Origin of the sequence: Deinococcus betulae, from assembly GCF_020166395.1 — a bacterium.
GTDB lineage: Bacteria > Deinococcota > Deinococci > Deinococcales > Deinococcaceae > Deinococcus > Deinococcus betulae.
In genome coordinates, this window is the sequence record NZ_JAIQXU010000009.1 from 28,061 (window position 1) to 52,621 (window position 24,561).

Consider the following 24,561-nt stretch of genomic DNA (forward strand, 5'->3'; position numbering starts at 1 on the left):
GCCCGGTGTTCACGGCGCAGCGGTCAGCCACAGGGCACGGTAGGGGTCCAGCACCACTGGCGCGTGCCCGAAGGTAAAGGCGCTGCCCGCCAGGTGGTCCAGCGCCTGCGGCCCCAGCTGATCGCGCAGTGCCCAGGCCGGAAAGTTGATGGTGTGTTCGCTGAAGTTGTACACGCCCAGCAGCACGCCCTGCGGATGGTCGCGGCGCAGCAGCAGCACGCAGGGGTCGGGGCTGTCCACGGGGCGGCTCTCGACGCTGGCGTGGAGGTGGGCCAGCCCACGGCGCGCCGCAATCAGGTGGCGCAGGCCCGCATTCACGCGCCCGTGCGGGGTGCTGGGGTCGGCCATTACTTCCTGCGCGCGCACCCAGTCCATGCGGGGGCGGTGGACCCAGCGGTTATCCAGGGCGTGTTCGGGGGTGTCGCCGTAGTCGGGGTCATTCAGCAGCGCCAGTTCGTCGCCCATATACAGCAGCGGCACCCCGCCAAAGCCCAGCGTGACGGCGTGCAGCAGCAGGATGCGCCGCACGGCCAGGTCTGTCTGCCGGGGATCGCCCGCGTCCAGCGCCGCTTCCAGGCCAGCCAGGCTGGCGCACGACCCGCTGATGCGCCGGTCGCCGGTCTGCGGGTTGTGCTGAAACACCAGCCCGCGCGCAAAACTGCCCGGAAACTCGCCGCTGTAAAAGTCACTGAGAAAGTGGCGGTGACCTGGCCCGCTCAGGCCCACACGGGCCGCGTCCTCGTCGCTGACCGCCCAGCCGATGTCGTCGTGGCAGCGCACGTACATGCCCCAGGTGGTGTTGGTCGGTTTGGGCGGAAAGGCGCGCAGGGCCTCTTCAAACAGGCGCACGTTCCGGCTGGCGAGGCTGCTCCAGAGCTGTACCATCAGGCTGTTGTGGTACGCCATGTCGCTGACCCGCCCGTGGTGGTCCCGCGTGCCCAGGTAATGAATCAGCTCGGCAGGGGCCACAATCGCCTCGGCCTTGAAGGCCACCGCCGGGGCCACAATCCGCGCGCAGGCCCGCAACGCGCGGGTCAGGTGATGGACCTCGGGCTGGTTCTGGCAGTCGGTGCCGGGCCGTTTCCACAGGAACGCGATGGCGTCCAGCCGGAACACTTCCACGCCCCGGTTGGCCAGGTACAGGATAATCTCGACGAACTCGCGCAGCACCGCCGGATTACTCCAGTTCAGGTCCCACTGATAGGTGTTGAAGGTGGTCCAGACCCAGCCCTCCACCTCGTCATTCCAGGTGAAGTTGCCCGGCGCAAAATCAGGAAAGATTTCAGGCAGGGTGCGTTCGTACTGGTCTGGCCCACTGCGGTCAGGGAAGAGATGAAAGTAGTCGCGGTAGATGGGGTCTCCGGCACGCGCCTGCTGCGCCCAGTCGTGTTCCTGCGCCACATGGTTCAACACGAGGTCCAGTACCAGGCTGATGCCCCGCCCCCGCAGGTCGGCCGCCAGCGCCGAGAGGTCATCCATGCTGCCCAGGTCAGGGCGCACCGCGCGGTAATCGGCCACCGCGTAGCCGCCGTCGTTCTCGCCGTCCCTGGGCCGGAGCAGCGGCATCAGGTGCAGATATTTGATGCCCAGCCCCTCCAGATACGGCACATGGTCCTGCACGCCCCGGAGGGTGCCGGCAAAGCGGTCAGCGTAGGCCACGTAGCCCACCATGTCCGGCTGCTGTAACCAGTCCGGGCGCAGCAGCCGGGCCTCATCCAGCCGCTTGAGGTCCGCGGGGCGGGTGTGAAAGGCATGCAGCATAACTTCTAACAGCTCCGGCAGCAGGGCCCCTATCTGGTCGCCGTACACCGCCCGCAGGCTCTCTTGCAGTTCGGGGCCGTAGCGCTTCAGGCGCAGGGCGAAGGTGTCGGCCTCGCGGTCATCGTCAAAGGCGTGCCGCACAGCCCCAGCATCCAGCGGCAGGAGGGGGTCAACTTGAGCCATATCGCCCAGCATAGACTGAATTTGGAACTGTTTCCATATTTCAGGGGCGCCCCATGACAAGGGGCCGCCAGCCCCGGTCATTGGGGCTGGCGGCCCGGCGGGGCGTGGCGGTCAGCGGGCCACGAAATCCAGCAGAATCTTGTTGAAGTCCTCGGCGTGGGTGGCGTTCAGGCCGTGTGGCGCGCCCTTCATGACATGCAGTTCGGCCCCAGGCTGATACTGCGGCACGCGCTGCCCGCTCGCTTCCAGCGGCACGATCTGGTCTTTGTCCCCGTGCACGACCAGCGTGGGCACCGTTAGTTTGGCCAGGTCGGCCCGGAAGTCAGTCATGCCAAAGGCGCGCACGCACTCCTGGGTGGCCACTGGCGAGGCCTGGAGGTACAGGCTGGCCGCAAAATCCAGAAACTCGTCGCCCAGCTTGCCCTTGTGTTCGCGCCAGTTCAGGAATTTCTGAGTAAAGCCCGCCAGGAACTGCGGGCGGTTCTTGGCCACCTGCTCGACCATGGTTTCGACCTCGGTCTGGGTCAGGCCGCCGTCCGGGTTGTCGGCCGTTTTGAGCAGGTATGGCGCCACCGACGCCACAAGCATGGCGCTGCGCAGACGCTGGGTGCCGAACAGTCCCGCGTAACGGCTGACCTCGCCGCCGCCCATCGAGAAGCCCACCAGGGTCACGTCGTTCAGATTCAGGCCCTCAAGCAGGTCATTGAGGTCATGGGCAAAGGTCTCGTAGTCGTAGCCGGTGGCCGTTTTGCCGGACTGCCCGAAGCCCCGGCGGTCATAGGTGACGACCCGGTAACCGCCGTGGCGCAGGGCGTCAATCTGCGCTTCCCACATCCGGCCTGAGAGCGGCCAGCCGTGAATCAGCACCACGGGGCGGCCCTCGCCGTAGGTCTCGTAATACAGCTCGGTCTGCGGGGCCAGGGTGTGTTTGGTCTGAATGGTCGGCATGGAGAACCTCCGGGGAGAGAAGGGCGAGAGAAATGGTTAAAGCGTGCGTTTCATACCGTAGAGGCCTACAGCCGCGCTTCTCTGAGGCGCCCCTTTAAGCCTCCTGAGGAACTGTTGGCCGCTCCTGAAAACCGGCGGCAGGCCACAAAAACCACCACCGCAAGGCAGCCGCAGTGGTGGACAGAGGGGGTCTGCGCTCAGGCGAGGGCGCTGCGCTCGACGTTCAGGTACACCGCTACGTCATCCACACTCTCGACCTGCGACAGCTCGACATAGTGGTGCTGGCCATCGGCGCTGTCGTTTTTGGTCAGCTTCACGCGGCCGTCTTCCAGATGGTCCACCGTGCCCACGTGCTCACCGTTCACGTCTTTCACCTGAAGGTGGTCGCCGCCCTGTTCCAGACGGGTTTTGACGCTCTGGGCAATGCGGTCGCTGATTTCACCGGCTTGATTCTGGGTCATGCCGCCAGTGTGTGCCGCCAAGATGGCCGCCTGATGGCAGGAAGATTCAGGGCACTTCAACTCGGCCTTGAGTGAATGCTTACTGATTCTTGCTTCAATCGATAACGACGCGGTGAAGGGCGTACCCCGGATGAAGGCCAGTGGCAACCCTCTGCGCCGGATTCGCTGCCATCCGACTGTCAAGCGCTTTTTCAACGCTGCCACCGATAGCGCGCAGAAGTTCCCCACCACATTCCGCTTGAGATCTGCCCAGATCAATTCAATCGGGTTCAGTTCCGGCGCATACGGCGGCAGGTAGACCAACGACAGGCGTTCGTGCTCCTGCACGAACGCCTGAACGGCTTTTGACCGGTGGATCATGGCTCGATCCAGCACCACGACGACTTCGCCGGCCACGTGGCGCAAGACATGCGCAAGGAACTCCACGACCTGCGCTGAGCGCACCGCGCCGCGGTGCGTGTGGTGCAGAAATTGTCCACCTGTCGTCATGGCACCGATCACGGACAGGTGCTCCCAGCGCAGTTTGGTCGGGATGATGGGAGTCTGGCCGCAGCGCCCCCACGTGCGGACCTTCGTTGTTTTCAGGCTGAAGCCACTCTCGTCCAGGAACACGAGTGTGGCACCTTCACGGACTTTTTTTTCCCAGCGCGTCCCGGTGGACGCGCACCCAGCTGGCAATGTCGTCTTCATTGCGCTCTACGGCCCGCACCGCGGGCCGCTGATACGAGAACCCCCAGCGTTTCAGTTTTCGCGACAGATGCGCGCCATCAAGCCAGATGCCGTACGTCACACCGATCACATGCCGGATTTTTGACGTGGTCCACCCGCTGGTCTCGAAGCCGTGTAATCGGGCATCACCATCCAGGATCAGACCGATCTCGTCCTGCTGTGCGCCCGTGAGCTTCTCGGGGCGGCCGGTGGCGCGGAACGCGCGCAGCGCGTCCTCGCCGTTCCGTCTGAGCCGGGCTCGCCAGGCCCGGATCGTGACTTCAGCGACGCCGAACTGGTGCGCCAGGCGCGGGTCGTGCGACGGGTGTCGTTCAGTACAGGTTGAGCGGCGAGACGTCGTTCTTCCAGTTGGTTGCGGGTGAGGCGGCTGGGTCGCCAGGGAGGCACGGTCACACACAGATGCTACCTATTTACGCAGTGATCAATAGGTGCCCGTCAGCTCGGCCCGCACCGCCATCAGTGCCCTGCCCAGCAGGTTCTGCCCCCAGGCCTGCCGCGCGCCCTCGGCCTGGGCTTCGTCAAAGCCTATGCCCCAGATGCGGTCATTGGCGGCCGCTTCGACTAGTTCGGCCGCTCCGGTGCCTAGAAGAAAGTCGCGTAGGTCCGGGTTTTGCCCGAACTTCAGCCGCAGCATGTCCAGGGCAATCTCGGCGCGTACCTGCGCCCACAGCCCGTCGTCATAGGGCGTGACCCGGCGGCCCAGCGCTTTGCATTCGGCTGGGGTAGAGGCGGCCAGAATCTGTGCCAGCGTGGCTTCATCGCCAAACAGGCTGGCCTTGCGCGCCATCAGGTACTGCTCGGCCCAGTGATAGGTCACGCCGTGCTCGACAAAACGGCTTGGGTGAAAATTGGAGAACGGGTGCGCCGTCCGGTAAAAGTAGTGGGTGGGCACGGTCATGCGTGACAGTGTTGTCCTTCGCCTGCGTGCGTGTCCTGCGCCACCTGGCCTGGCCCGCCTCTTCTATCTGGCCGATTCAGCTTGTCCCCGCGCCCGGTATCATGCGGGGCGATGACGAAAGACGGCGGCAAACAGGACAAGAAAGCGGCGCAGTACGGCGTCACCCCCCAGAGCGTGGACTTTAACGACTGGTACAACGAGGTCGTGAAAAAGGCCGACCTGGCCGACAACAGCCCGGTGGCCGGCGCCATGGTCGTGCGGCCCTACGGCAGCGCGCTGTGGGAAAACATCGTGCGCTGGCTAGATGACCGTTTCAAGGCGACGGGCCACGAGTCACTGGTGTTTCCGACCCTGATTCCCATGGGCTTCATCATGAAAGAAGCCGACCACGTTGAAGGCTTTGCCCCCGAGCTGTTCACGGTGAACAAAATCGGCACCGAGGAACTGGCCGAGCCCTACGTCATGCGTCCCACCAGCGAAACCATCATCGGGCACATGTGGAGCGGCTGGCTCAACTCCTACCGCGACCTGCCCTTCTTGCACTACCAGTGGGGGAGCGTGTTCCGCGCCGAGCTGCGCACCAAGGCGTTTCTGCGCACCTCTGAGTTTTTCTGGCACGAGGGCCACACCGCCCACGCCGACGAGCCCGAGGCCCGCGCCGAAGTGCGCCAGATGCTCGACATCTACCACGAGTTCTGCCGTGACATTCTGGCGCTGCCCGTGGTGCGCGGCGAGAAAACCGCCAGCGAGCGCTTTGCCGGCGCCGTGGCGACCTACTCCATTGAAGGCATGATGCGGGACGGCAAGGCGCTGCAGTCTGGCACCAGCCACTACCTGGGCCAGAACTTTTCCAGGGCCTTCGACGTGAAGTTCCAGACGCGCGAGCAGAAAGAAGAATTTGCCCACACGACCTCCTGGGCGATTTCCAGCCGGATTATTGGCGCGATCATCATGACGCACGGGGACGACTTTGGCCTCATCATGCCGCCCCGCATCGCGCCCATTCAGGTCGTGGTGATTCCTGTGGGCCGCAAAGACAACTTTGACCAGATGGTCGAGGAAGGCGAAAAGCTGGCCGCCGAACTGCGCGCCCAGGGGCTGCGCGTCAAGGTGGACAAGCGCGACGGCGTGACCAACGGCTTCAAGTACAACGACTGGGAACTCAAGGGCGTGCCCGTGCGGATTGAACTGGGCCCCCGTGACCTGGAGAGCGGCGTTGTGGTCGTGAAAAACCGCAACGGCGAGGAAAAAGAAACCCTGGCCCGCGCTGAGGCGGTCAGCGGCATGACGGCCCGCCTGGACGAGATTCACGACTGGCTGTATGGCCGCGCCACCGAGTACCTGCTGAACCATACCCTGACCGTGGACACCTACGAAGCCTTCCAAGAGGCCATTGAGGGCGGCAACTGGGCGCGCGCCTACCACTGCGGCGACGCGGCGTGCGAAAAGAGCATCAAGGACGACACCAAGGCCACCACCCGCAATGTGCCCCTGGACGACGCCGAGTTCTTCCACGAAGCCGGAGAGGGCGTCTGCGTCAAGTGCGGCCGGCCCAGCGCCTACGGCAAGCGCGTGATTTTCGGTCGTCAGTACTAAGGGCGGTTGGGCAGTGGGAAAACCTCTGGTAGACAGATTGCTCTGACTGGGGAGCCGACGAAACGGAGAATGGGCAGAGGATCCGAGCAAACGGACAATGGGCAGACGCCAGTGCCCTTGAGCGAAGATGAGCCGCCGCCTGAGTATCAGGCGGCGGTTTGGTCTTGGCCCCGCTTACACTGGCCTATGCTGCCTGCCGCTACCGACGCCGCCCTGCGGGCCCATGTGCGCGCCCTGCTGACCCAGGGGCAAGCCCACCTGACGGCAGAGGCCGTGCTGGCTGACTTTCCGCTGGACAGCATCAACCGGCGGTGGGCCGGCGTGCCGTATTCCGCCTTCGAGGTGCTGTGGCACCTGCGCTTTACGGAGCGCGACATTCTGGACTTCATACGGCCAGCACCTTACGAGGCGGTGCCCTGGCCACAAGCCTATTGGCCGCAGAAAAAAGAGGGAAGCGCGCAGGACTGGCAGGAGCAGGTAGAAGCCTTCCAGCAGGACCAGGCCGCGCTTCTGGAGTTGTTGGATGACCCGCACACCGACCTGCTGGCCCTCGTGCCAAACGGCAAAGATGACCAGACCTGGCTGCGGGCCTTCCTGCTGGTGGCGGACCACAATGCCTATCACCTGGGGCAGCTGGTGCTGCTCGAACGCCTGTCAACGGATGAAGCCTGAGGGCGGCTAGCTGTCCCTCATATGAATTGCGGTTGACTCGTTACGGTCAACCCGAGCGGAGCGAGAAGCAAAGGAGACGGGCTGCGGGAGATGGATGAGGATGTGGTGCTTTCCCGAAACCTCAGGAATCGGACGCCATCCGTCTCAGGCATGCCAGTTTCACGCTGTCCCAGCGGCGGCCTTGCCACAGCCTCGCTTCCGGAATCCGGGCGCATTCGCGGTAGCCTACCCGCTCGGCGGCGCGGATCATGCGCCCATTACCACTCCAGGTGGTTAGCGTGATGACGTGGGCATCTGTCTCGGCAAAGGTGGCGGCCGTCCACTGCCGCAGGGCCTTCGTGCCCAGGCCGCCGCCCCAGTGCTGTGGATCGTAAATCAGGATGCCCAGTTCCCACCAGCCGCCGCCCGTGGGGGCTTCTTCGTTTCTCGTCACCTGGCCGATGCACTGGCCGTCCAGGGCAATGATGCGCCGGTCTGACGAAGGCTCCTGTGCCTGCACGCGGGCCATGAAGTCTTCCAGGGTGGTGGTTGACGGTGGGCGCGCCGCATGAAAATAGGGGGCGTCCCACTGCTGCCAGGCGGGTGACGGTTCCCCGTGCAGCCAGCGCCACAGGACAGGAAGGTCACCGGGCTGACGGTCACGCAAGGTCAGAACAGGCACGCCCGGCAGTGTAGAGACCAAAAAAGACGCCGCGTGCTGCATGTGCGGCGTCTCCGTGTTGGCCTCCGGCGTTACACGCCCAGCGCCAGGATGATTTTGTGAAACACCCAGCCCAGCGCGATGCACACGGGGATGGTAAAAATCCACGCCTGCACGATGCGCCCGGCCACCTGCCACTTGACCTTTTTAAAGCCCTTGGTGGTGCCCACGCCCATGATGCTGGTCGAGATGGTGTGCGTGGTGCTGACTGGAATCCCCAGGCGGCTGGCGGTTTCGATAATCAGGGCCGCGCTGGTTTCGGCCACGAACCCGTCCACCGGCTTGAGGTCCACGACCTTGAAGCCCATCGTCTTGATGATGCGCCAGCCACCAATAGCGGTGCCGGCACCCATCGCGGCCGCTGCCGACAGGATGACCCACAGCGGCACTGTTTCGATTTCGGTGCCCAGGTAGGCCGCCAGCGCGAAGGTGATGATGCCCATCGTTTTCTGCGCGTCGTTGCCACCGTGTGAAAAAGCCATGAAAGCGGCGCTGAAAATTTGCAGGGTGCGGAAGGTGCGGGTCACCACGCGCGGCTTCATCCAGCGCAGCACCAGCCACGACAGCAGGAACATCAGCAGAATCGGTATAAGGAAGCCCAGTGCCGGGCTGGTCACCAGGCCCGTCAGCGTTTTCTGCACGCCCTTGGGAATGATGATGCCCCAGCCACCCGCCGCCACCCCGGCGCCCACGAGGCTAAAGACCAGGGCGTGACTGGACGAACTGGGCAGGCCCTTCCACCAGGTAAAGAGGTTCCAGAAAATCGCGCTCAGCAGCGTGGCGCCCACCAGTTCCAGCGTGGCGAACTCCTGCGGCACGATGTCCTTGGAGATGGTCTTGGCGACCGCCGTGCCCGTCAGCGCGCCCACCACGTTCAAGACGGCGGCCATGGCGATGGCCTGGGCCGGGGTGAGGACCTTAGTGGCCACGCTGGTCGCAATGGCGTTGGCGGTGTCATGAAAGCCGTTGATAAAGTCAAAAATCAGGGCCAGTGTCACGATAACAATCAGGCCAATCAGAGCCGTTTCCATAGTTGGGCCGTCAGTCCTTACGCGTTCTTGAGCAGGATGCTCTCGATGGTTTTGGCCACGCGCTGCGCCTGGTCGCTGGCGTCTTCAATCAGATTGACAATCTCGCCGCCGCGCATGGCGCGAATCATGTCCGGGACATCCTTCACGCTGTCGTAGAGGTGGCGCTGCACCTGGTCACTGATGGTGTCGCCCTGGTCTTCCAGCGCCCGGATTTCGCTGGTGATGCGCGTCAGTTCGCCCACCCGGCTGCCCTGCTCCAGCAGCGGCATGCCCTGGGCCAGCAGGTCACACTGCGCGGCCACCACGCGCGCCAGCTCGGCCATCTGGGGCAGCGGCTGCTGCACGCCGTACAGGCTGAGCTTGCGGGCGGCGTCTTCCATGTCGTCCACTAGGTCGTCCAGCTCGTTGTTCAGGCTGATGATGTCCTCGCGGTCAAACGGCACGATAAAGGACTCGGCCAGCAGGTTGGTGATCTCGCTGGTCAGGCGGTCCCCCTCGTGTTCCAGGTCGCGCACGCGCTGGACCTTGGCCTCGACATCCGTGTAGTTCTCCAGCAGGTCCACCAGGGCCTGGGCTGTGGCGTGGGCATTGCGCGCCGACGCCGTGAACTTCTCGCTGAACTTGGGGTTGCTGGGCATGAATTTAGACAGAACCATGACAATCCTCCCGAATCTTGTGCCCGAATGTCATAGAAATGTCAGCTCGGGCGGGCAAAGCGGAGCGGGAGGCGTCTGGGTGGGCCTCCCGCTTAGGGGTCTAGTGTAAGTGATGGGGAAGCGCGGGCGTCAGGGCACCGTGATCGGCGCCGTGAAGGTCGCGCGCCGCTGCTCGCCGTCGCTGCCAATGGTGTTGGCGCCCCCCGGTGTGCTGCCGGCGTCGGGGATGATGTCGCCGGCGCCGTAGCCGTCACCGCCAAAGATGCCGCCCATGACCTTCACGCCGCCTGCGGGCGGCGCACTCAGGCCCAGGGCCGTCCAGGGAATGGCCAACTCCACGGTTTGCTCGGGCAAGGTGCCGCTGGCGGCCTGGAAGTAGTCAGCGGCGTTCACTTCCGGCGTGGCCGAGGCGCTCTGCACGCGCCGCAGTTGTGCGGTCTGGTTCTCGTATCGGGCCACAAAGGCGTCCACGCCATTCACGCCGCCGCTGAAGGTGGCGGCACGCTTCCAGGCGTCAAAATTGTCGGCCTGGGCCGCGCCGCCTGCGCCTGTGTCCAGATACAGAATGGCGCTGTTACCTGCCACGCGGTAGGTGTAGGCGAGGTAAAGGTACTGGCTGTCGCTGTCGGCGCGCAGACTCAGCCAGTTGTTGTTGGCCCCGAAGACCCCCTCCGCCGGGCTCTGCACGGTCACTTTGGGCGCCGTCCAATCGGCCAAGTTGCCGTCAATGCTGTACTTGGTGCGGGTGTCGCGGCTCAGGGTCAGGTCGGCGCCGGTTTGCGGGGCCGTGGCCGCGCGGGTGGCGTCCAGATAGCCGCCGGCGCTGGCCTTCAGGGTCTGGGCGCCGGCTGGGGCGAACAGCGTGTAGGTGCCGTCGGCAAACGTCAGGGCGTAGTTGAGGTTCGGGTCAGCCGTGGTGGCCTCGACCAGGGCGCCGCTCAGGGGTTGCCCTGCGCCGGTCACCTGGCCCTCAATGGTCGCCGTCGGGACAGGCTTGTCAATGAAGTCGTAGGTGCCGGTGTAGGCGCCGCTGACGCCCACCACATACGCGCGGTCGCCCTGGCCGGGGCCTTCGTAGCCGCTGTTTTTGGCTCCAGGGCCGTCGTTGCCAAACTTGAACTTGATCTCGCGGAAGAGGGGCAGCGTGACCTCGGTCTTCCAGAGACCGCGCGAGGTCTGGGTCATGGGCAATTCGACCTGCTGGCCTGTGTCGAAGCGGCGCAGCTCAATAGGGCCGTTGCCCTGGCTGCGGGCGTCCACGGTGAAGGTGACCTTGACGGTGTTGCCGCTGCTGGGCGTGCCTGTCACGCTGCTGCCCTTACTTTCGGCGCCACTGGCGTCCACCGTCACCACGCGGAAGGTGGCGGCCACGTCGTTGCTCAGGCCCCTCAGCAGATAAGTCCCCTGGTCACGGCCCAGCGGCGCAAAATTCACCAGGCGCTCGGCGCCGCCCTGCCGGACATAGAGGCGGTAGCCGCTGACCTTCGCGTCGCTGCTGGGGGTCCATGACAGCTGGGCAGCGCTGTCGCCCGCCTGGACGCTCAGGGCCGCCACCTCGGGCAAGCTGGGGTTGACGGTGCCCGCCGCTCCCGCGCCGGCGGGGGCCGTGACGGCCAGCACACTGCGCGGCGGCACGGTGCCCACCAGTTTGCCGCTGCTGACGGTCAGGGTGTTCGCCTTGCCGGTGACCTCGGTCAGCGCCGTGCCCGAGAAAGTGCCCAGCAGCGGAATCCCGCCGCCGCTGAGGGTGGACAGGTCCAGGGCCGTGTCGCCGCCGTTGACCACAAACACCACCGGCTGCCCGGCGGCGCCGTTCACGCCCGTGACCACCCGGCGGTAGGCCAGCATGGGAGCCCCGCCATTAGGACGCCAGAGTTCCTGCTGGGCCCCGCGCGTCAGGGCGCGGTACTGGGCGCGTGCGGCAGCCAGGGTGCCCAGGCGCTCATCCAGGGTGCTGCCCGCCAGTCGGCTGAAGTCCATGTCCTCGCGGTTGCCCTGGCCCAGGGGGTAATCGTAGGGGTCGCCCTTGCCGGTCTGGGCGTACTCGGTGCCCTGCCAGACGCTGGGCGTCCCGCGCGAGAAATAAATGGTGGACAGCGCCATGTCCAGCCGCTCAGCCGCCTGCGCCGCACTGCCGCCCCGTTCGGCGACCTCGCTGACAAAGCGGCGCACGTCGTGGTTGTCCACGAAGGTGGTCAGGCGGGTGGGGTCGCGGTAGGCGCCGTCCTGCGCGAACACGTCGGCCACGCGGTCCAGATTGCCGCCGGCACTCGTCAGGTGGTCTTTCATGGCGAAGTACAGCGCGAAGTCAAACACGCTGGGCGACCCCAGCTTGTCCATAAAGCCCGCCAGGTACGCCGGGTTGCCGTCAAACACCTCGCCCACCGACCAGAGTCTGGCCGGGTCACCCGCACCGCCCGCTGCGAAAAACTGCTGCCAGTAGCTATCGGGCACATGCTTCATGGTGTCAATGCGTAAGCCGTCAATCTGGGTGGTGTCCCGCCAGTAGCGCACAAAGTCATTCAGGTACGCGGTCACGGCGGGCAATTCCTGCTTGAAGTCTGGCAGGCCGGCCAGAGGACAGTCGGTGGTTTTGTTGCTTGACTGCTGGCAGTCGCCGTCGTCGGTGTTCGGGTTGCCGTCTGGGTTGTCGGTATGGAACCACTCGGGGTTGGTCTTGGTCAGGGCTGCGCCGTAGCCAGCGTGGTTGACCACGATGTCCTGAATGACTTTCAGGCCATTTTTGTGCGCCGCGTCAATCAGGGCCTGGTACTCGGCCAGGGTGCCGTAGTGGGGGTCAATCTTTTTAAAGTCCTCGGCCCAGTAGCCGTGGTAGCCGGCAAACGCCTTGCCCTGGTTGGGGCCGCTGCCCACGGGAATGGCCGGCACCTGCACCACCACCGGGGTCACCCAGATGGCCGTAAAGCCCATGCGCTTAAAGTACCCCTCTTCAATCTTGGCCTTCAGGCCGGCAAAGTCGCCGCCGTGCCAGCCCAGAGGGTTGGTTTTATCGGCCCGGTCACCTGCGTCCCGGTTGGCGCCGTTGTCGTTGGCCGCGCTGCCGCTGGCAAAGCGGTCGGTCATGGCGAAGTAGATCACCTCGTCTTGCCAGCTGCGGGGCGCCGCTTCCGGCGAGCGAAAGGGGTGGCAGGCCGACAGCGACAGGGTCAGGGCAATCAGGGCACCGGCATGCCCGAAGGTCTGGAAGCGTTTCATGTAGAGCTTTATTGAATGGGGAAGCGCTTCCGAATGTCAATGGGAGCCGGCAGGTCGGGGGGAAGGCTGACGGTTATCCAACTGGGCACGGCTTACCCTGGGGCCTATGAAAGCCACCTGGAACGGCGCCGTCATTGCCCAGTCGAACGATACGGTGGTCGTGGAAGGCAACCATTACTTCCCGGCTGACAGTGTGAAGGCCGAATATCTGCGGCCCAGCACCACCCACACCACCTGCCCCTGGAAGGGCGAGGCGAGTTATCACACCCTGTCTGTAGACGGTCAGGACAACAGGGACGCGGCGTGGTTCTACCCTGAACCCAAAGACGCCGCCCGCCAGATTCAGGGCCGCGTGGCTTTCTGGAAGGGCGTGCAGGTGTCTGAGGATTGAAGAACGAGGTGGCGCTGGTCGAAAGGAGGGCCACTGCCGGCGCAGTCCGTTCGGTGCCTTCCTGAGTGCAGAGTCGGGTGTCATGCTCGGCGTCCTCTGACCGCTCTGAGGCAGGCAAGGCAGGAAAATGGCCGCTAGCCGCTGTAGGGGCGAAAGGCTGGGCGGAGAGGTTGCCTCTCCGCCCGTCTACTGACCCGACTTCAGTTTTCTAGCGTGACCGGAAAGTCCTCGGCGACAATGCGCACGCCCGCGCCGCTGAAGACCGCGCGGATGATGTACTCGCCTGCTGGCAGCGCGCGGCCCTGGGCGTCGCGCCCGTCCCAGCGGATGGCCTGCACGTCCATCGTTTCGCCTGGTCCCACCTCGGTCAGCACGATTTGCAGGGTGCAGATGGTGTCGGTGGGATTGGGGCGCACCACCTGGCCAGCGGCGTTCAGCACCTCAAAGCGCACGTCGCAGGCGCCGTGTTCCAGGCGGATGGGTTCCTCGCCCTGGTTACTCAGGGTAAAGGTCCAGGTGTCGGCCTGTCCGACTTTCAGGCTGCCTGCACCGCTCAGGGCCGCGCTGTGCGGGATCTCCAGCACCTCGCCCGTGGTGGGCAGGGTGTTGGCGCCGGTGCTGGGGGCTGCCGGGGTGGTGGGGGCCGGCGTGGCAGGCGTGGCCGGCGCCGTGCGGCCTGGCGGCAACGCCGGAATGGTGAAGATGGTGGTCTGGGCGTGGGCCAGGGACGTCCCCAGCAGGGCAGCGGTCAGAAGAAGACGCGGGGTCATGCCCTTCACTCTGAGGCGGGCTGCCTGACGCTGCGTGAGGCCCGCTGAAGAAAGCGTGAGGGTTTGCCCACAGAGCAGGTCACGGACAGCGGAGCCCAGCGCGGTGAACGGCAGAACCTCAGCCGCTCTGGGGCGAACAGGACGAGTGACCGCAAGAGTCCGCGGCGGAGGCGGCATTGAGGGGGTGTGATCTGCCCCCAGAGGTGAGGTTCTGTGCTGAGTGGATTACCGCAGCATGTTCAGCAGTGCTCCGTAGAGGTCGGTAAAGCGCTCCTCATTCAGGGCCTGTGGGGCGTTCCAGGTGGCGGTGACACACAGGGTCCGGCCCGCCTGGGTGGTGACCTGCGTGGTCAGGTTCAGGACGCCGGGCTCGCTGCCACCCTTGTAGCTGACCGCCCGAAAGTCGGCGGCGCTGGCCACCCCCGGATTCAGCTGCGTTTCGGGGAGGGCCGAGACACCGGCCATCAGGGTGCACAGCCGCCGGGCACTGACGAACCATTCCACGTCCAGGGCCAGGGGGCGGTTGCCCCAGCCCTCCAGGCCAGCCAGCGACGCCGTGGCCGCTTGGGCCAGCACCGCGCGCCGGGCCGTCGGGTTGAGGGTGGCGGCGCGGTAGGCGCGCAGCAAGTCTGCATTGGCCGGGTTTTTCAGGGCAAAGGCCTCGCGGGTGCTGGGCAGGGCGGCCTGGCCCAGCCGCGCTTCCACGCCCGCCCGGCCCACGGCGCGCAGCAGCAGGTCGGTGGCGGTGTTGTCGCTGACCGCCATCATGCGCGCGGCCAGGTCGCGCAGCGTGAAGCGGCTGCCAGCAGGGGCGCCCTCCAGCGCCGCACTCGACGGCACCCGGTCGGCATCCTGCAGCGTGATCTCGTCGGTCCAGGCCCGCGTGCCCGCCTGCACCTGGGCCTGCAGCTCACCCAGCACCGCCAGCTTGAACGCCGAGGCCACCGCCAGCGGGCGCCCTGCATTGAGTTCAGCCAGCACGGGTTTGGCCAGCCCAGAGCCGCCCACCTCCTGCACCAGCAGGCTGACCTGGCCGGGCAGGGCGGCGAAGGCGGCGCGGGCCTCCTCCAGCGAGGCGAAGCTGACGGCCTCGCGCGGCGGGGCCAGCAGCAGCCCGGCAATGCGGCCCTGAGGGTCGAGCGTCAGGCTCGTGACCCGCACCGTGCCGTCCGAGAAGGTCAGGAGGGCCCCCTGGCCTTCGATGGTGACCGTTTGCAGCGTGCCGGACTCTGCCCGGATGCTGTCCAGCAGCGCGCTCAGCTCTGCGGCGGGCACAGCCGCCAGAAACTCCGGGGTCAGGAGGTCGGTTCTCAGCGGCACCTCAAAGAGGGCGCGCAGCGCCGCCTCGCGCCCGGCGGCCTCGGCAGTGCTGGGCGGCACCGGGGCAAACAGCAGCGTGACAAATCGGCCCTGGTCATCCAGTGACACCGAGGGAAGAAGGAGCGCGCCGCGTTCAAACACCGCCCGCAGCGTCCCGCCCTGTTCCTCAACCCTCACAAACGCGCCGTACTGGGTGCGCAGGGCGTCCAGGTTCAGAGTCAGCGCCTGAAACGGCACCTGCGCCAGAAAGGACGGCGCAAAGTCGGCCTCCTGGGCCTGGCCGCTGAGCAGGCGCGTGACCGCCTGAGCGACAGCAGCGGGGGTCTGGGCCTGGGCAGTGGCCGTAAGGGTCAGGGCAGCGGCGAGGACGGAAAGAGGTCGCATGCTCTGATTTACGCGCGAATGGTGCCAGAGGTTCCAAAGAGGTCAGGCGTGGCCCGACTGCGGGCCAGGGCGTTCCTGGGCTGGTCACCCGGCAGAGGCTTTGCTGGCTGCCCTGCGGGCCTTCCGGGGGCTGCCGCCCGGCCCTTGAATGCTCTCTATACTGCTCGGCATGATTGACGCGGCCCAACTCGACCACCTCGCGCAGCTGGCCCGGCTGCACCTGACCCCAGAAGAACGCGCGGCGATGCACAGTGACCTGAACCGCATGCTGGGCTACTTCGAGCAACTGGGTGAACTGGACACGAGTGGGGTTGAAGAAATGCAGCGCCCCGTCAACCTGGTGAATGTGCTGCGGGACGACGTGCCCGGCGAGGTTTTGCCGCAATCGGTCGTGACGGCTCTGGCGCCCGACAGCCTGCCCGACGGACATATCCGCGTGCCCCGTACAGTCGAGGCCGGCTGATGCTCGACCTCAAATTTATTCGGGAGAATGCCGGCGCCGTCAAGCATGCTGTTCAGGTCAAGGGCGTGGCCCTGGACATTGACGAGGTGCTGCGGCTGGACCGCGAACTCGTGGAACTCAAGCAGCGCATAGAGGCCATGCAGGCCGAGCGCAACGCCAACGCCAAGCTGGTGCCCAAAGCCACCTCCGATGAGCGCCCCGCCCTGATTCAGAAGGGCAAGGAACTGGCCGAGGAACTCAGGGGCCTGGAACCCGCCCTGCGCGCCCATGAGGACAACCTCAAACAGCTGCTGCTGCGCGTGCCCAACATTCCGCACCCCAGCGTACCGGTGGGCAAGGATGACAGCGAGAACGTGGAACTGCGCCGTGAGGGCACCTTGCCCACCTTCGACTTTGCGCCGCTGGACCACGTGGACCTGCTGACCCGCCAGGGCTGGAGCGACCCTGAGCGCGTGGCCCGCGTGTCGGGCAGCCGCAGCTACCTGCTGAAAGGTGACGCGGTCATGCTGGAAATGGCCGTGCTGATGTTCGCCATGGACTTCCTGGCGGGGCGCGGCTTTACGCCGCTGTCGACTACTGCACTGGCCCGCCCAGACGCTTTTGTGGGCAGCGGGCACTTTCCAGGCGGTGAGGATCAGGTCTACAAGATTGAGGGCGACGAGCTGATGCTGGCCGGCACCGCCGAAGTGCCCGTCAACAGCCTGTATGCCGGCGAGCAGCTGACCCTTGACCAGCTGCCTATGACTTACGCGGCCATCAGCGCGGCGTTTCGCAGCGAGGCCGGGTCGGCGGGGCGTGACGTGCGCGGCCTGATTCGCGTACACGAGTTCCGTAAAGTCGAGCAATACGTGCTGTGTGAGGCCAGCGAGGAAGTGGGCCTGCGCTGGTTCCAGACCATTCTGGGCAACGCCGAGGCGCTGCTCACGGCGCTGGAGCTGCCCTACCGTGTGGTGCAGAACTGCACGGGCGACATGGGCGCGGGCAAGGTGCTGATGTACGACATCGAAACCTGGGTGCCCAGCGAGGGGCTGTACCGCGAAACGCACTCCTGCTCGTACCTGGGCGACTGGCAAGCGCGGCGCACGGGGCTGCGTTACCGCGACGAGGCCGGCAAGCTGGTGTACGCGCACACCCTCAACAACACCGGCATCGCCGCGCCACGCATTCTGGTGCCGCTGCTCGAAAACCACCAGCAGGCCGATGGGACCATTCGGGTGCCCGCCGCCCTGCGTCCTTATCTGGGCGGCAAGGCGACCCTGGGCCAGCCGGTGCGGTAAGTCAGGGCGGCCAGCGGGGCAGGTGCGGCCACAGCGGCGGCGCCTGCCCTTGACGCTAGGGGCGTGAAGCGTTTTGTTCTGGCCCCTGTGCTGGCCCTGACCGCCTGCGCCCCGCCGCTGACCCCTAATCCCCTGCCGCCATTGTCCAGCAGCGCACTCGGTCAGACCCTGAGCCTCTCGGGCCGCGCCGAGCGGTGGCCGGGCCAGGCTGCGACCCTGCGCTGGGTGGCGGGCGGCGCGGCGATAGGGGAGGTGGCGGCAAACGGTGCTTTTACCGTCAGTGCTGCTCAGCCGCCCGCCGGCTTGCCACGGGCCTCCCTGCTGACCGCCCTGGGTCTGTGGGAAGGCGCCGATTGCTCGCTGAACACGGTGACACTCAGCTGCCCGGGCACCGAGGCGTTTGTGCTGACCTCCCTGCCTGTGGGCGCACCGGCCCTCGGCGCCGCCAACAGTCCAGCGATTCTGCCGCCCCAATTGCGTGCCCGGCGGGGTGAGGCCGCTGTGAACCTGCTGTACGTGCCCCACGACGTTACCGTCAGTGGGCAGCGGGTGTGCCGCAGCCGCACCTCAGAGCCCACTGTCCTGCTGGAAGAAGCGCGCAGTGTGAACCTGGCGCTGAAGACCGGCTGGAATGCACTGGCCGTGCAGTCGCGCTCCACCGGACAGGTGCAGGCGTTCGGGCAGACGATTTACCGCAGTACGGTCACGGTGCAGGGCGATACCCTGGGCAGCGGTGTCACCTGGACCTTTCTGAGTGACAGTCTTCCCAAGCCCTGAGCCGATGGGCATTCTGTTTAATTCAAAAAACTTTTAAAAAAGTAACTGTGGACAGAATGTTATGCTGGTCACATGGATACCCCCAGTCAGGTCGTGCAGGAAACGCAGGCCCGCTTTGCTCTGCGCCAGTCGCAGCGCCGCGCCCGGCTGGAGGGGCTGACCTTTGGTGAGGTGGCCGACAGCCCCGAGCGTCTGGCCGCCCGCCTGACCCGGCTGCATGTGCCCTTGCCCGACGCCCAGGCGCTGGCGCGCGGCGAGGAAGCCCCCGCCGACGTGGCCCCGCGCCTGCCCCCAGAGGCACGCGGCAACCTGGAGCGGTTGCTGGGCGCCAACGACCTCGTGGGCGTGGCGTATCTGGAACAGGCGCGGGCGGCCGCCAATGCCGTGGCGCGCATCGTGCTGCGGGGTGCGCAGGGGCGCACGGTGGGCTACGGCACCGGCTGGCTGTGCAGCCCGCAGGTGATCGTGACCAACCACCACGTGCTGGGCGCGGCCGAGGACGCTCGCACCGCGCAGGCGGAGTTCTGGTACGAGTTGCGCTTGGACGGCACCCTGCGGGAGCGCGTGACCCTGCCACTGGCACCGGAGACCCTGTTCATCACGAATGAGGCGCTGGATTACACGCTGGTGGCTGTTGCCGGGGACACGGCGGGTTTCGGCTGGCTGCCGCTGCTGGACGCCCCCGACAAGCATGTGATTGGCGAAGCCCTGAGCATCATTCAGCACCCCAGCGGCGAACCCAAGCAGGTGGCGCTGCGGGAAAACCGGCTGGTGGACCGGCTGCCGGACTTCCTCCACTACGAGACCGACACGGCGCCCGGCAGCAGCGGCAGTCCCGTGTTCAACGACGCCTGGGAGGTCGTGGCGCTGCATCACAGCGGCGTGCCGCGCACCGACGCGCAGGGCCGGGTGCTGCGCCGGGATGGCCGCCCCGCCGCGCCCGGCGACCCCGATACTGTCATTGACTGGATTGCCAACGAGGGCGTGCGGGTCAGCCGGATTCTGCAGGACCTGCGCGGCCGCCCCGAGGCCCAGACGCCGCTGATCCGTGACCTGCTGAACGCCCCGCGTCCTGCGCCGCCCACAGAACGCGCCGTGCCAGCCGCCAGCACCCTGAATCTAGGCACCGTGACCCCCACTCCCGACGGCACGGTGACGCTGCCCGTCACGCTGAAGCTGCGGGTGGCCCCTGCAGCTGCCCCAGTCCCCGACGAGGCCCAGCCCTACCTGGACCCCGCCGACGCCGCCCAGGCCGCCGCCTATTACGGCGATCTGCCGGACAGCAGCCTCCCAGCCGAGCGCTTTTCGGCCCTGAGCGCCCTGCTGACCCGCACCCACACCCGGCCCAGGCGGTATAACCCGGCGCGCGAGCTGTACCCCTGGGTGGACCTGTGGCCGGACGGGCAGATTCGCAGCCTGTACTCGGGCCGTGTTCACAGTCCCGCCGAACTGATCGCCGCCGACCAGGCTGCCGAGGACCGCCGCACCCGCCTGGCCGCGCAGGAGGGGCTCCACCCCGACACCCTGGAAGCAGCTTTTCCCTACAACTGCGAGCATGTGGTGCCGCAAAGCTGGTTTGGGGCGCGCGAGCCCATGCGCGGTGACCTGCATCACCTGTTTGCCTGCGAGCCAGACTGCAACTCGTTCCGGGGCAACACGCCGTACTTTGACTTTCCCGACTTCGGCGAGGCGCTGCGCAGCGAGTGTGGCCGGCGTGAACCGGGCGAATTCGAGCCGGCGGCGGGCAAAGGTGCGGCGGCGCGGGCCACGCTGTATTTCCTGCTGCGGTATCCCGGCGTGGTGCGCCAGTATGCGCCCCGGCACCTGGCGATCCTGCTGGCCTGGCACGCGGCGCAGCCTCCGGGCGACTGGGAACGCCACCGGAACGCCGCGATTTTTGCCGCGCAGGGCAACCGCAACCCGCTGATTGACCACCCGGAGTGGGCCGCTGAGCTGGACTTTACAGCGGGCCTGGGGGGCTGAGCGGGCTGTCATCTGGAGCATCTATCTGCTGAGAGGACGTCAGGTTGCTCCCTTCAGATCCGAGAATTCTCTGCTTACGGCTGGTTTCAAGGATTGACTGCACCGCTTCACTCAAAGTCTCGATGAGGCGGGATGCAGGGAGGAGCGGTCAGCAGTTCATGTACCCCCCTCAGAGCGGGGTTTGGCAGCGCTGATGAATCACCTTCTCAACATCAAGGCGATGAAGGCCGCCGTCCGAGTGCAGAGCCTTGCTTCTGCGCGTGCGAACTTCTGAACCAGGGCACTCAGTTTTCCTAGTTGTGAAAAGCAACCTGAATCCTGACGGAGCGGGCCCCGGCGTACACTGCGCCCATGTCCACCTCTCCCTTTGACCGCGCGGTGCTGGCGGCGTTTGGCGACACGCCCGAGGCTACCCGCGAGCGTCTGAACCGCGAATTTGACCGCCTGGAAGCCCACCTGCAGGGCCGGCAGGCCGACTGGACGCAGGTGCAGCCGGGCCGCGACTGGACCCCGGCCCAGGAGACCGAACACGTCCTGCTGATTAACAGCGGGATTGCGCGCGGCATTGGCCTGCTGCTGTCTGACCGCGAGGTGCGCCCCGGTCCCCAGACCCCCGGCGAACTGACGCCGGACGGCCGCCGCGTGGCGCCTCCCCACACCCGTCCCAGTGAAGCCGGCGTGGCCTGGGCCGAGTGGCCAGACCGCTGGGCACAGGGCCGCGCTGCGCTGGACACGGTGACTGCTGACCTGCGCGCCACGCCGGGCCGCACCCTCTGGCATCCTTTTTTTGGCGAGCTGGACGCCCTGGACTGGGTGAGGATGGTGACCGCCCACCTGTACCAGCACCGCCGCGCCCTGGAACGGAGTGCCGGCGCGTGACGCAGCCCGCCCAGACCCGCACCGACAAGGGGGTGCGCGGCTTTGAACTGGACCTGCATGTGGCCTTTGCCCAGCCACTCCCCGAAGCCCAGGCCCGCGCGGCGCTGCTGATGCTGGAAGGCTTCACACTGGACCTCTACCGCCCGCATCCGGCGGCCCTGCGCCGGGAAGGGGAGGAGGCGAGCCTGGATACGGACGCAGGTGTGCCTTCAGCCCGCCTGACTGGTCCCCTGCGCGACCCGGAAGTCGTCCGCGCGGCCCTGGCTGCGCTGCTGGTTGGCCCGGCCCGCTATGTGGAGGTCGGCGTGCGCGGCTTTCTGCGCAGCGCTCAGGGGCAGACCGACTGGATGCCCTGGCGCCGTAACGCCGTGCTGCCGCGCGCCAGGGTGGCCGAGGTGACCTTTGAACCGGGCGTGCGCTTCGTGCTGGAGTAGGGAAGAGGGAGGGGCGACGGCCGTTCAGAGGGAATCAGCAAGCCTGTGGGGACATGCCAATGCTGGTCTGCAACGGGGCGGGGGCGCAGTTGACTTCGTCATCCATTCTTAGCGACTCCGCTGACACAGCCCGCTGTCTAGAGCGCTCACTAAGTGGGATCGCGCCCGCCTCCTTTCTACATCTGCCTGCCTGACGGCGCTGCTCTCTCCAGCCACTTGAATGGCCCCGCCGGTATCAGTGGGGCCATCGTCGTCTGTTGGCGTATCGGTTACCTTACTGTCCCCTTGAATACCGCTGGGGAGACCGACGCCACCCTATGCCTGCCCGGCGCTGCCTTACGCGCTCAGGGGAAGGACGGTTGCCCGGGCCTTCTCGCCCTGGGCGCGCGGGCGCAGGTTCAGGACCAGCAGGCGCGTGTCGGGGCGCAGCAGGTACGGCAGCGCCGAGTCATGCAGGGCCGACAGGGCGCGGGCGCTGTCGCTGGCCGGAATCCCTTGCAAGACCACCACGGCGCGTGTGGCGCCGGCGTTCGTCCAGATATCGGCCGTCCCCAGGCGGTCATCGCCAGTGGGGGCGCGGTACTCGAAAGCGTGGGCGCGGCGCAGCAGGTGCATAGGTCTTTGCTCCTTGGAGGGGGAAAGCGGCGAAGAAAACGGCAGACGACAGCAGTGTCCGGGACGGTGTGGACAGCGGGGCACGGCTTGAGGTTCGCTTTCAAGCTTACGGGGTGGCCTGGTGGCCTTTGTCCCCCCGCCGGGGTGTTCTTGCTGATGGGCGCAGCATGACCCAGCTCTGTTGGACGGGCGTGAAAAAGGGGTGTGTCTGGTCTGGGGGCCCTCATATGGGAGGCGCTCTCAGGCTGGGCGTACCTCCACTGGTAGGGCTTCTGTCTCACCAACGGTCTGCCACCGCCCTAGTCAATAGGTCATTCTCACCGCAAGGGCTAAACCAACGCCCGTACAAGAGAACAGCCTCCGCTAGCACAGTGCCATTGATTGCGCCGCTCAAACCGACAGTGTGCTTGCCTTCTCTGGCCTAGACTGCCCGTGTGACGGCCCCGGTGTCCGAACTGTTGCAGGAATATCAGGGGTATGTGCTGGCTTACCGCCTGCGCCGCGCCGTGGGGGGCCGGGTGGCGCCGCCGGGGGACCAATTAACCCTGGCCGGTTACGCGGCCGTGCGGCTGGAACGTCAGGAACTGGCCCGCCGCCTGGTGCGTGAGGGCCTGGACGCGGTGTGGATGCGGCGCCTGGACAGCCTGTCGGACCAGCTGATGTTTGGGTTCTGGCTGAATCCGGGCGAGGTGGCGGCCTTTTTGCGGGCGGCCATCCGTGAGGGCAGTCACCCGGCGCTGGGCGAACCGGCGGCGTTTGCGGCCCTGCTGACGCCGGGAGAACGCGCCCGATTGGGCGAAGCCGGGGTGGCGCAGGTGTGCGCCCACCACCTTGCCTGTTTTGCCCTGGCCGCACCCATGCTGGACCCCGACGGCCTGAACACGGCCTGGCAGCGCGTTGAGGCCACCCGCCCACCTCTGTTTCTGGACGAGCTGAGCGGATGAGTGGACCACTGCTGGCCCGGCTGGGGCAACTGGGCCGTGCCTTGCTGCCCCGCCCCTGCCCCGGCTGCGGCGCGCAACTGGGAACGCAGGCGGGTCTCTGTGCAGCGTGCCGCGCGGCCCTGCGCGCACGTGTGGAGCATTTCAGCCCCCTGCGCCCACGTCCCGAGGCGCATCTACTGACGCTGGGGCCGTATTCGGGGGCCCGCCGGCGTGCGGTGAGGGCACTGAAATACGCCCAGGTGCGCGAACTGGCCGGGGTACTAGGGTCCGCCCTGGCTGCTGGCGTGCCCGCCGAGTGGGCGGTGCAGGCGGTGGTGCCGGTGCCGCTGCATCCCAGCCGTCAACGCGAGCGCGGTTTTAACCAAGCCGAACTGCTGGCCCGCACTCTGGCCACGGGGCTGGGAGTGCCGTGCGTGAACGCCCTGCGCCGCACGCAGGCAGGCGCCCAGCAGGCCCGCCGCCGCGCCGCCGAACGGGAAGACCTCCGGGGGGCTTTTGAGCGGGGTTCTGCCATGTTGCCGCCAGGCGCGGTGCTCTTGGTGGACGACGTGTTTACCACCGGTCAAACAGGCCTGGCTTGCCAGGAAGCGCTGCTGGCCTCTGGCGTACAGGCGGTGTATATGGCCGTGGTGGCCAGATGAAGAGGCGGTGCGCGGTGATTTCCCGCGCAGCGCCTTCTGCCTACAGTTTTTCCCCGACTGGTACGGCTTCACTGAGCCAGTTCTCGCGGGGCGGCAGGGGACAGGTCCACTGCGGGCTGTAGGCGCAGTAGGGGTGGTAGGCCAGATTGAAATCCACCCGGATCAGGGGGCCGTCGCCGCCCAGTTGCTGATCCAGCGGGGCGTCCAGGTAACGCCCGGCGCCGTAGGTCTCAGTGCCACTGGTGGCGTCCCGGAATGGCAGGAAAACGCGCGCCGGCGCCTCCTCGCCCAGGGGGGCGAACACCAGCAGGGTGTGCTGGCCGCCAGGCAGCGGCACCGTGACCTCGCCGTAGCGGGCCATCACGCGCACCTCGCCGGTATTGGTCTCCAGCGGAAACTCGGCGCTGGCGTCCTGGGGGAGCTGGGTCAGCGGCAGGGTAAACGCCCACGCTTCATCGGGCGCAAAGTAGCTCAGGCCGCGAAAGGTCGCTGCGTCCACGGGGCCGTTGCCAGCGGCAAAATGCTCATCCTTGCGGCGGCGAAAGTCCAGCAGGGCGTCCGCGTAGGCGGTCACACTTACCAGTCCACCTTCACGCGCTGCCCGGCGTATTCCACCACGTCGCCCCGGCGCAGCTTCTTGCGGCGGCGCGTTTCGATGTCGCCGTTCAGGCGCACCTCGCCGCCCTGCACCCGGAACTTGGCCTCGCCGCCCGTTTCGACCAGCCCGCGCAGTTTCAGGAAATCCTGAAGGTCCATGGTGTCCTGTTCATTCGTCATGCCGGGCAGCGTAACAGGGTTGGGCCGCCCGGAACCGTGAGAGGCCGGTCCCTCA

The 24,561-nt window shown here is 66.6% G+C and carries 24 protein-coding genes and 1 pseudogene; 11 read left to right on the top strand and 14 right to left on the bottom strand.

Annotated features, from left to right (window positions below):
- Positions 1 to 9: 9 nt before the first annotated feature.
- The 5 genes and pseudogenes from K7W42_RS08720 to ybiA all read right to left on the bottom strand — a co-directional run bounded on the left by K7W42_RS08720 (position 10) and on the right by ybiA (position 4,980).
- Complete coding sequence (locus K7W42_RS08720; RefSeq protein ID WP_224573952.1) at positions 10 to 1,944, bottom strand: alpha-amylase family protein; 1,935 nt, start codon at positions 1,942 to 1,944, stop codon at positions 10 to 12.
- Between the two features lie 111 nt (positions 1,945 to 2,055).
- A complete protein-coding gene (locus K7W42_RS08725) occupies positions 2,056 to 2,892 on the bottom strand; it encodes an alpha/beta fold hydrolase (protein ID WP_224573954.1) in 837 nt (278 codons plus the stop codon).
- Positions 2,893 to 3,089: 197 nt separating this feature from the next.
- A complete protein-coding gene (locus K7W42_RS08730) occupies positions 3,090 to 3,353 on the bottom strand; it encodes a DUF2171 domain-containing protein (protein WP_224574136.1) in 264 nt (87 codons plus the stop codon).
- Positions 3,354 to 3,458: 105 nt separating this feature from the next.
- Positions 3,459 to 4,469, bottom strand: a pseudogene (locus K7W42_RS08735) (IS630 family transposase); the annotation flags it as partial.
- 34 nt (positions 4,470 to 4,503) lie between these two features.
- Positions 4,504 to 4,980: a riboflavin biosynthesis intermediates N-glycosidase gene (gene ybiA / locus K7W42_RS08740; protein WP_224573957.1), complete on the bottom strand. Its 477-nt coding sequence runs from the start codon at positions 4,978 to 4,980 to the stop codon at positions 4,504 to 4,506.
- 111 nt (positions 4,981 to 5,091) lie between these two features.
- On the opposite strand from ybiA, the gene proS reads away from it, so the two are divergent.
- Together proS and K7W42_RS08750 are read left to right on the top strand one after the other, a co-directional pair.
- Entirely contained in the window at positions 5,092 to 6,576 is a 1,485-nt protein-coding gene (proS, locus tag K7W42_RS08745) for a proline--tRNA ligase (RefSeq protein ID WP_224573959.1), read from the top strand.
- A gap of 186 nt (positions 6,577 to 6,762) precedes the next feature.
- The gene (locus tag K7W42_RS08750) at positions 6,763 to 7,248 is read left to right on the top strand and encodes a DinB family protein (protein ID WP_224573961.1); all 486 of its coding nucleotides are present in this window, start codon (positions 6,763 to 6,765) and stop codon (positions 7,246 to 7,248) included.
- 121 nt (positions 7,249 to 7,369) lie between these two features.
- Here K7W42_RS08750 and K7W42_RS08755 read toward each other — a convergent pair whose 3' ends face one another.
- The 4 genes from K7W42_RS08755 to K7W42_RS08770 form a co-directional block, all read right to left on the bottom strand.
- A complete protein-coding gene (locus tag K7W42_RS08755; RefSeq protein ID WP_224573963.1) occupies positions 7,370 to 7,909 on the bottom strand; it encodes a GNAT family N-acetyltransferase in 540 nt (179 codons plus the stop codon).
- A gap of 71 nt (positions 7,910 to 7,980) precedes the next feature.
- Positions 7,981 to 8,979, bottom strand: a complete 999-nt coding sequence (locus K7W42_RS08760; RefSeq protein WP_224573965.1) for an inorganic phosphate transporter — start codon at positions 8,977 to 8,979, stop codon at positions 7,981 to 7,983.
- Positions 8,980 to 8,996: 17 nt separating this feature from the next.
- Positions 8,997 to 9,635, bottom strand: a complete 639-nt coding sequence (locus K7W42_RS08765; RefSeq protein WP_224573967.1) for a DUF47 domain-containing protein — start codon at positions 9,633 to 9,635, stop codon at positions 8,997 to 8,999.
- Between the two features lie 129 nt (positions 9,636 to 9,764).
- The gene (locus tag K7W42_RS08770) at positions 9,765 to 12,851 is read right to left on the bottom strand and encodes an alpha-amylase family glycosyl hydrolase (RefSeq protein WP_224573969.1); all 3,087 of its coding nucleotides are present in this window, start codon (positions 12,849 to 12,851) and stop codon (positions 9,765 to 9,767) included.
- 106 nt (positions 12,852 to 12,957) lie between these two features.
- Between K7W42_RS08770 and K7W42_RS08775 the strand changes: the two genes are divergently transcribed.
- Positions 12,958 to 13,242, top strand: a complete 285-nt coding sequence (locus K7W42_RS08775) for a DUF427 domain-containing protein (RefSeq protein WP_224573972.1) — start codon at positions 12,958 to 12,960, stop codon at positions 13,240 to 13,242.
- Between the two features lie 200 nt (positions 13,243 to 13,442).
- Here the strand turns inward: K7W42_RS08775 and K7W42_RS08780 are convergent, their stop codons facing one another.
- Positions 13,443 to 14,012 carry a flagellar hook assembly protein FlgD gene (locus K7W42_RS08780; protein WP_224573975.1) on the bottom strand — a complete coding sequence of 190 codons (570 nt, stop codon included), beginning with the start codon at positions 14,010 to 14,012 and terminating at the stop codon, positions 13,443 to 13,445.
- 225 nt (positions 14,013 to 14,237) lie between these two features.
- Positions 14,238 to 15,716, bottom strand: a complete 1,479-nt coding sequence (locus tag K7W42_RS08785; protein ID WP_224573978.1) for a serine hydrolase — start codon at positions 15,714 to 15,716, stop codon at positions 14,238 to 14,240.
- Between the two features lie 169 nt (positions 15,717 to 15,885).
- Here K7W42_RS08785 and gatC point away from each other — a divergent pair, with 169 nt between their 5' ends.
- From gatC to K7W42_RS08815, 6 genes are all read left to right on the top strand, one after another.
- Positions 15,886 to 16,179 (top strand): Asp-tRNA(Asn)/Glu-tRNA(Gln) amidotransferase subunit GatC, encoded by a 294-nt coding sequence (gene gatC, locus K7W42_RS08790; RefSeq protein ID WP_157459359.1) that lies wholly within the window; start codon positions 15,886 to 15,888, stop codon positions 16,177 to 16,179.
- On the top strand, positions 16,179 to 17,456 hold the full coding sequence (gene serS / locus K7W42_RS08795) for a serine--tRNA ligase (protein ID WP_224573981.1): 1,278 nt from the start codon (positions 16,179 to 16,181) through the stop codon (positions 17,454 to 17,456). The genes gatC and serS overlap by 1 nt, the downstream gene beginning before the upstream one ends.
- A gap of 63 nt (positions 17,457 to 17,519) precedes the next feature.
- Positions 17,520 to 18,233: a hypothetical protein gene (locus K7W42_RS08800; RefSeq protein WP_224573984.1), complete on the top strand. Its 714-nt coding sequence runs from the start codon at positions 17,520 to 17,522 to the stop codon at positions 18,231 to 18,233.
- A 72-nt stretch (positions 18,234 to 18,305) separates the two neighbouring features.
- Positions 18,306 to 20,216, top strand: coding sequence for an endonuclease (locus K7W42_RS08805; protein ID WP_224573986.1), 1,911 nt, complete (start codon positions 18,306 to 18,308; stop codon positions 20,214 to 20,216).
- 351 nt (positions 20,217 to 20,567) lie between these two features.
- On the top strand, positions 20,568 to 21,095 hold the full coding sequence (locus tag K7W42_RS08810) for a DinB family protein (protein WP_224573988.1): 528 nt from the start codon (positions 20,568 to 20,570) through the stop codon (positions 21,093 to 21,095).
- Positions 21,092 to 21,529 (top strand): hypothetical protein, encoded by a 438-nt coding sequence (locus K7W42_RS08815; RefSeq protein ID WP_224573990.1) that lies wholly within the window; start codon positions 21,092 to 21,094, stop codon positions 21,527 to 21,529. The genes K7W42_RS08810 and K7W42_RS08815 overlap by 4 nt, the downstream gene beginning before the upstream one ends.
- Before the next feature lie 336 nt (positions 21,530 to 21,865).
- Here K7W42_RS08815 and K7W42_RS08820 read toward each other — a convergent pair whose 3' ends face one another.
- Positions 21,866 to 22,144, bottom strand: coding sequence for a hypothetical protein (locus tag K7W42_RS08820; protein WP_157459366.1), 279 nt, complete (start codon positions 22,142 to 22,144; stop codon positions 21,866 to 21,868).
- Between the two features lie 434 nt (positions 22,145 to 22,578).
- On the opposite strand from K7W42_RS08820, the gene K7W42_RS08825 reads away from it, so the two are divergent.
- A complete protein-coding gene (locus K7W42_RS08825; RefSeq protein WP_224573992.1) occupies positions 22,579 to 23,088 on the top strand; it encodes a hypothetical protein in 510 nt (169 codons plus the stop codon).
- Complete coding sequence (locus K7W42_RS08830) at positions 23,085 to 23,729, top strand: ComF family protein (RefSeq protein ID WP_224573994.1); 645 nt, start codon at positions 23,085 to 23,087, stop codon at positions 23,727 to 23,729. The genes K7W42_RS08825 and K7W42_RS08830 overlap by 4 nt, the downstream gene beginning before the upstream one ends.
- Before the next feature lie 40 nt (positions 23,730 to 23,769).
- Here K7W42_RS08830 and K7W42_RS08835 read toward each other — a convergent pair whose 3' ends face one another.
- On the bottom strand, positions 23,770 to 24,303 hold the full coding sequence (locus K7W42_RS08835) for a DUF1684 domain-containing protein (RefSeq protein ID WP_439648858.1): 534 nt from the start codon (positions 24,301 to 24,303) through the stop codon (positions 23,770 to 23,772).
- 2 nt (positions 24,304 to 24,305) lie between these two features.
- A complete protein-coding gene (locus tag K7W42_RS08840; protein WP_157459369.1) occupies positions 24,306 to 24,506 on the bottom strand; it encodes an RNA-binding S4 domain-containing protein in 201 nt (66 codons plus the stop codon).
- Between the last annotated feature and the right edge of the window lie 55 nt (positions 24,507 to 24,561).

Bases quoted from the DNA above. Each gene is read 5' to 3' on its own strand.
- K7W42_RS08720 (WP_224573952.1), bottom strand. From the start codon at position 1,944: ATGGCTCAAGTTGACCCCCTCCTGCCGCTGGATGCTGGGGCTGTGCGG.
- K7W42_RS08725 (WP_224573954.1), bottom strand. From the start codon at position 2,892: ATGCCGACCATTCAGACCAAACACACCCTGGCCCCGCAGACCGAGCTG.
- K7W42_RS08730 (WP_224574136.1), bottom strand. From the start codon at position 3,353: ATGACCCAGAATCAAGCCGGTGAAATCAGCGACCGCATTGCCCAGAGC.
- ybiA (WP_224573957.1), bottom strand. From the start codon at position 4,980: ATGACCGTGCCCACCCACTACTTTTACCGGACGGCGCACCCGTTCTCC.
- proS (WP_224573959.1), top strand. From the start codon at position 5,092: ATGACGAAAGACGGCGGCAAACAGGACAAGAAAGCGGCGCAGTACGGC.
- K7W42_RS08750 (WP_224573961.1), top strand. From the start codon at position 6,763: ATGCTGCCTGCCGCTACCGACGCCGCCCTGCGGGCCCATGTGCGCGCC.
- K7W42_RS08760 (WP_224573965.1), bottom strand. From the start codon at position 8,979: ATGGAAACGGCTCTGATTGGCCTGATTGTTATCGTGACACTGGCCCTG.
- K7W42_RS08765 (WP_224573967.1), bottom strand. From the start codon at position 9,635: ATGGTTCTGTCTAAATTCATGCCCAGCAACCCCAAGTTCAGCGAGAAG.
- K7W42_RS08770 (WP_224573969.1), bottom strand. From the start codon at position 12,851: ATGAAACGCTTCCAGACCTTCGGGCATGCCGGTGCCCTGATTGCCCTG.
- K7W42_RS08775 (WP_224573972.1), top strand. From the start codon at position 12,958: ATGAAAGCCACCTGGAACGGCGCCGTCATTGCCCAGTCGAACGATACG.
- K7W42_RS08780 (WP_224573975.1), bottom strand. From the start codon at position 14,012: ATGACCCCGCGTCTTCTTCTGACCGCTGCCCTGCTGGGGACGTCCCTG.
- K7W42_RS08785 (WP_224573978.1), bottom strand. From the start codon at position 15,716: ATGCGACCTCTTTCCGTCCTCGCCGCTGCCCTGACCCTTACGGCCACT.
- gatC (WP_157459359.1), top strand. From the start codon at position 15,886: ATGATTGACGCGGCCCAACTCGACCACCTCGCGCAGCTGGCCCGGCTG.
- serS (WP_224573981.1), top strand. From the start codon at position 16,179: ATGCTCGACCTCAAATTTATTCGGGAGAATGCCGGCGCCGTCAAGCAT.
- K7W42_RS08805 (WP_224573986.1), top strand. From the start codon at position 18,306: ATGGATACCCCCAGTCAGGTCGTGCAGGAAACGCAGGCCCGCTTTGCT.
- K7W42_RS08810 (WP_224573988.1), top strand. From the start codon at position 20,568: ATGTCCACCTCTCCCTTTGACCGCGCGGTGCTGGCGGCGTTTGGCGAC.
- K7W42_RS08820 (WP_157459366.1), bottom strand. From the start codon at position 22,144: ATGCACCTGCTGCGCCGCGCCCACGCTTTCGAGTACCGCGCCCCCACT.
- K7W42_RS08830 (WP_224573994.1), top strand. From the start codon at position 23,085: ATGAGTGGACCACTGCTGGCCCGGCTGGGGCAACTGGGCCGTGCCTTG.
- K7W42_RS08840 (WP_157459369.1), bottom strand. From the start codon at position 24,506: ATGACGAATGAACAGGACACCATGGACCTTCAGGATTTCCTGAAACTG.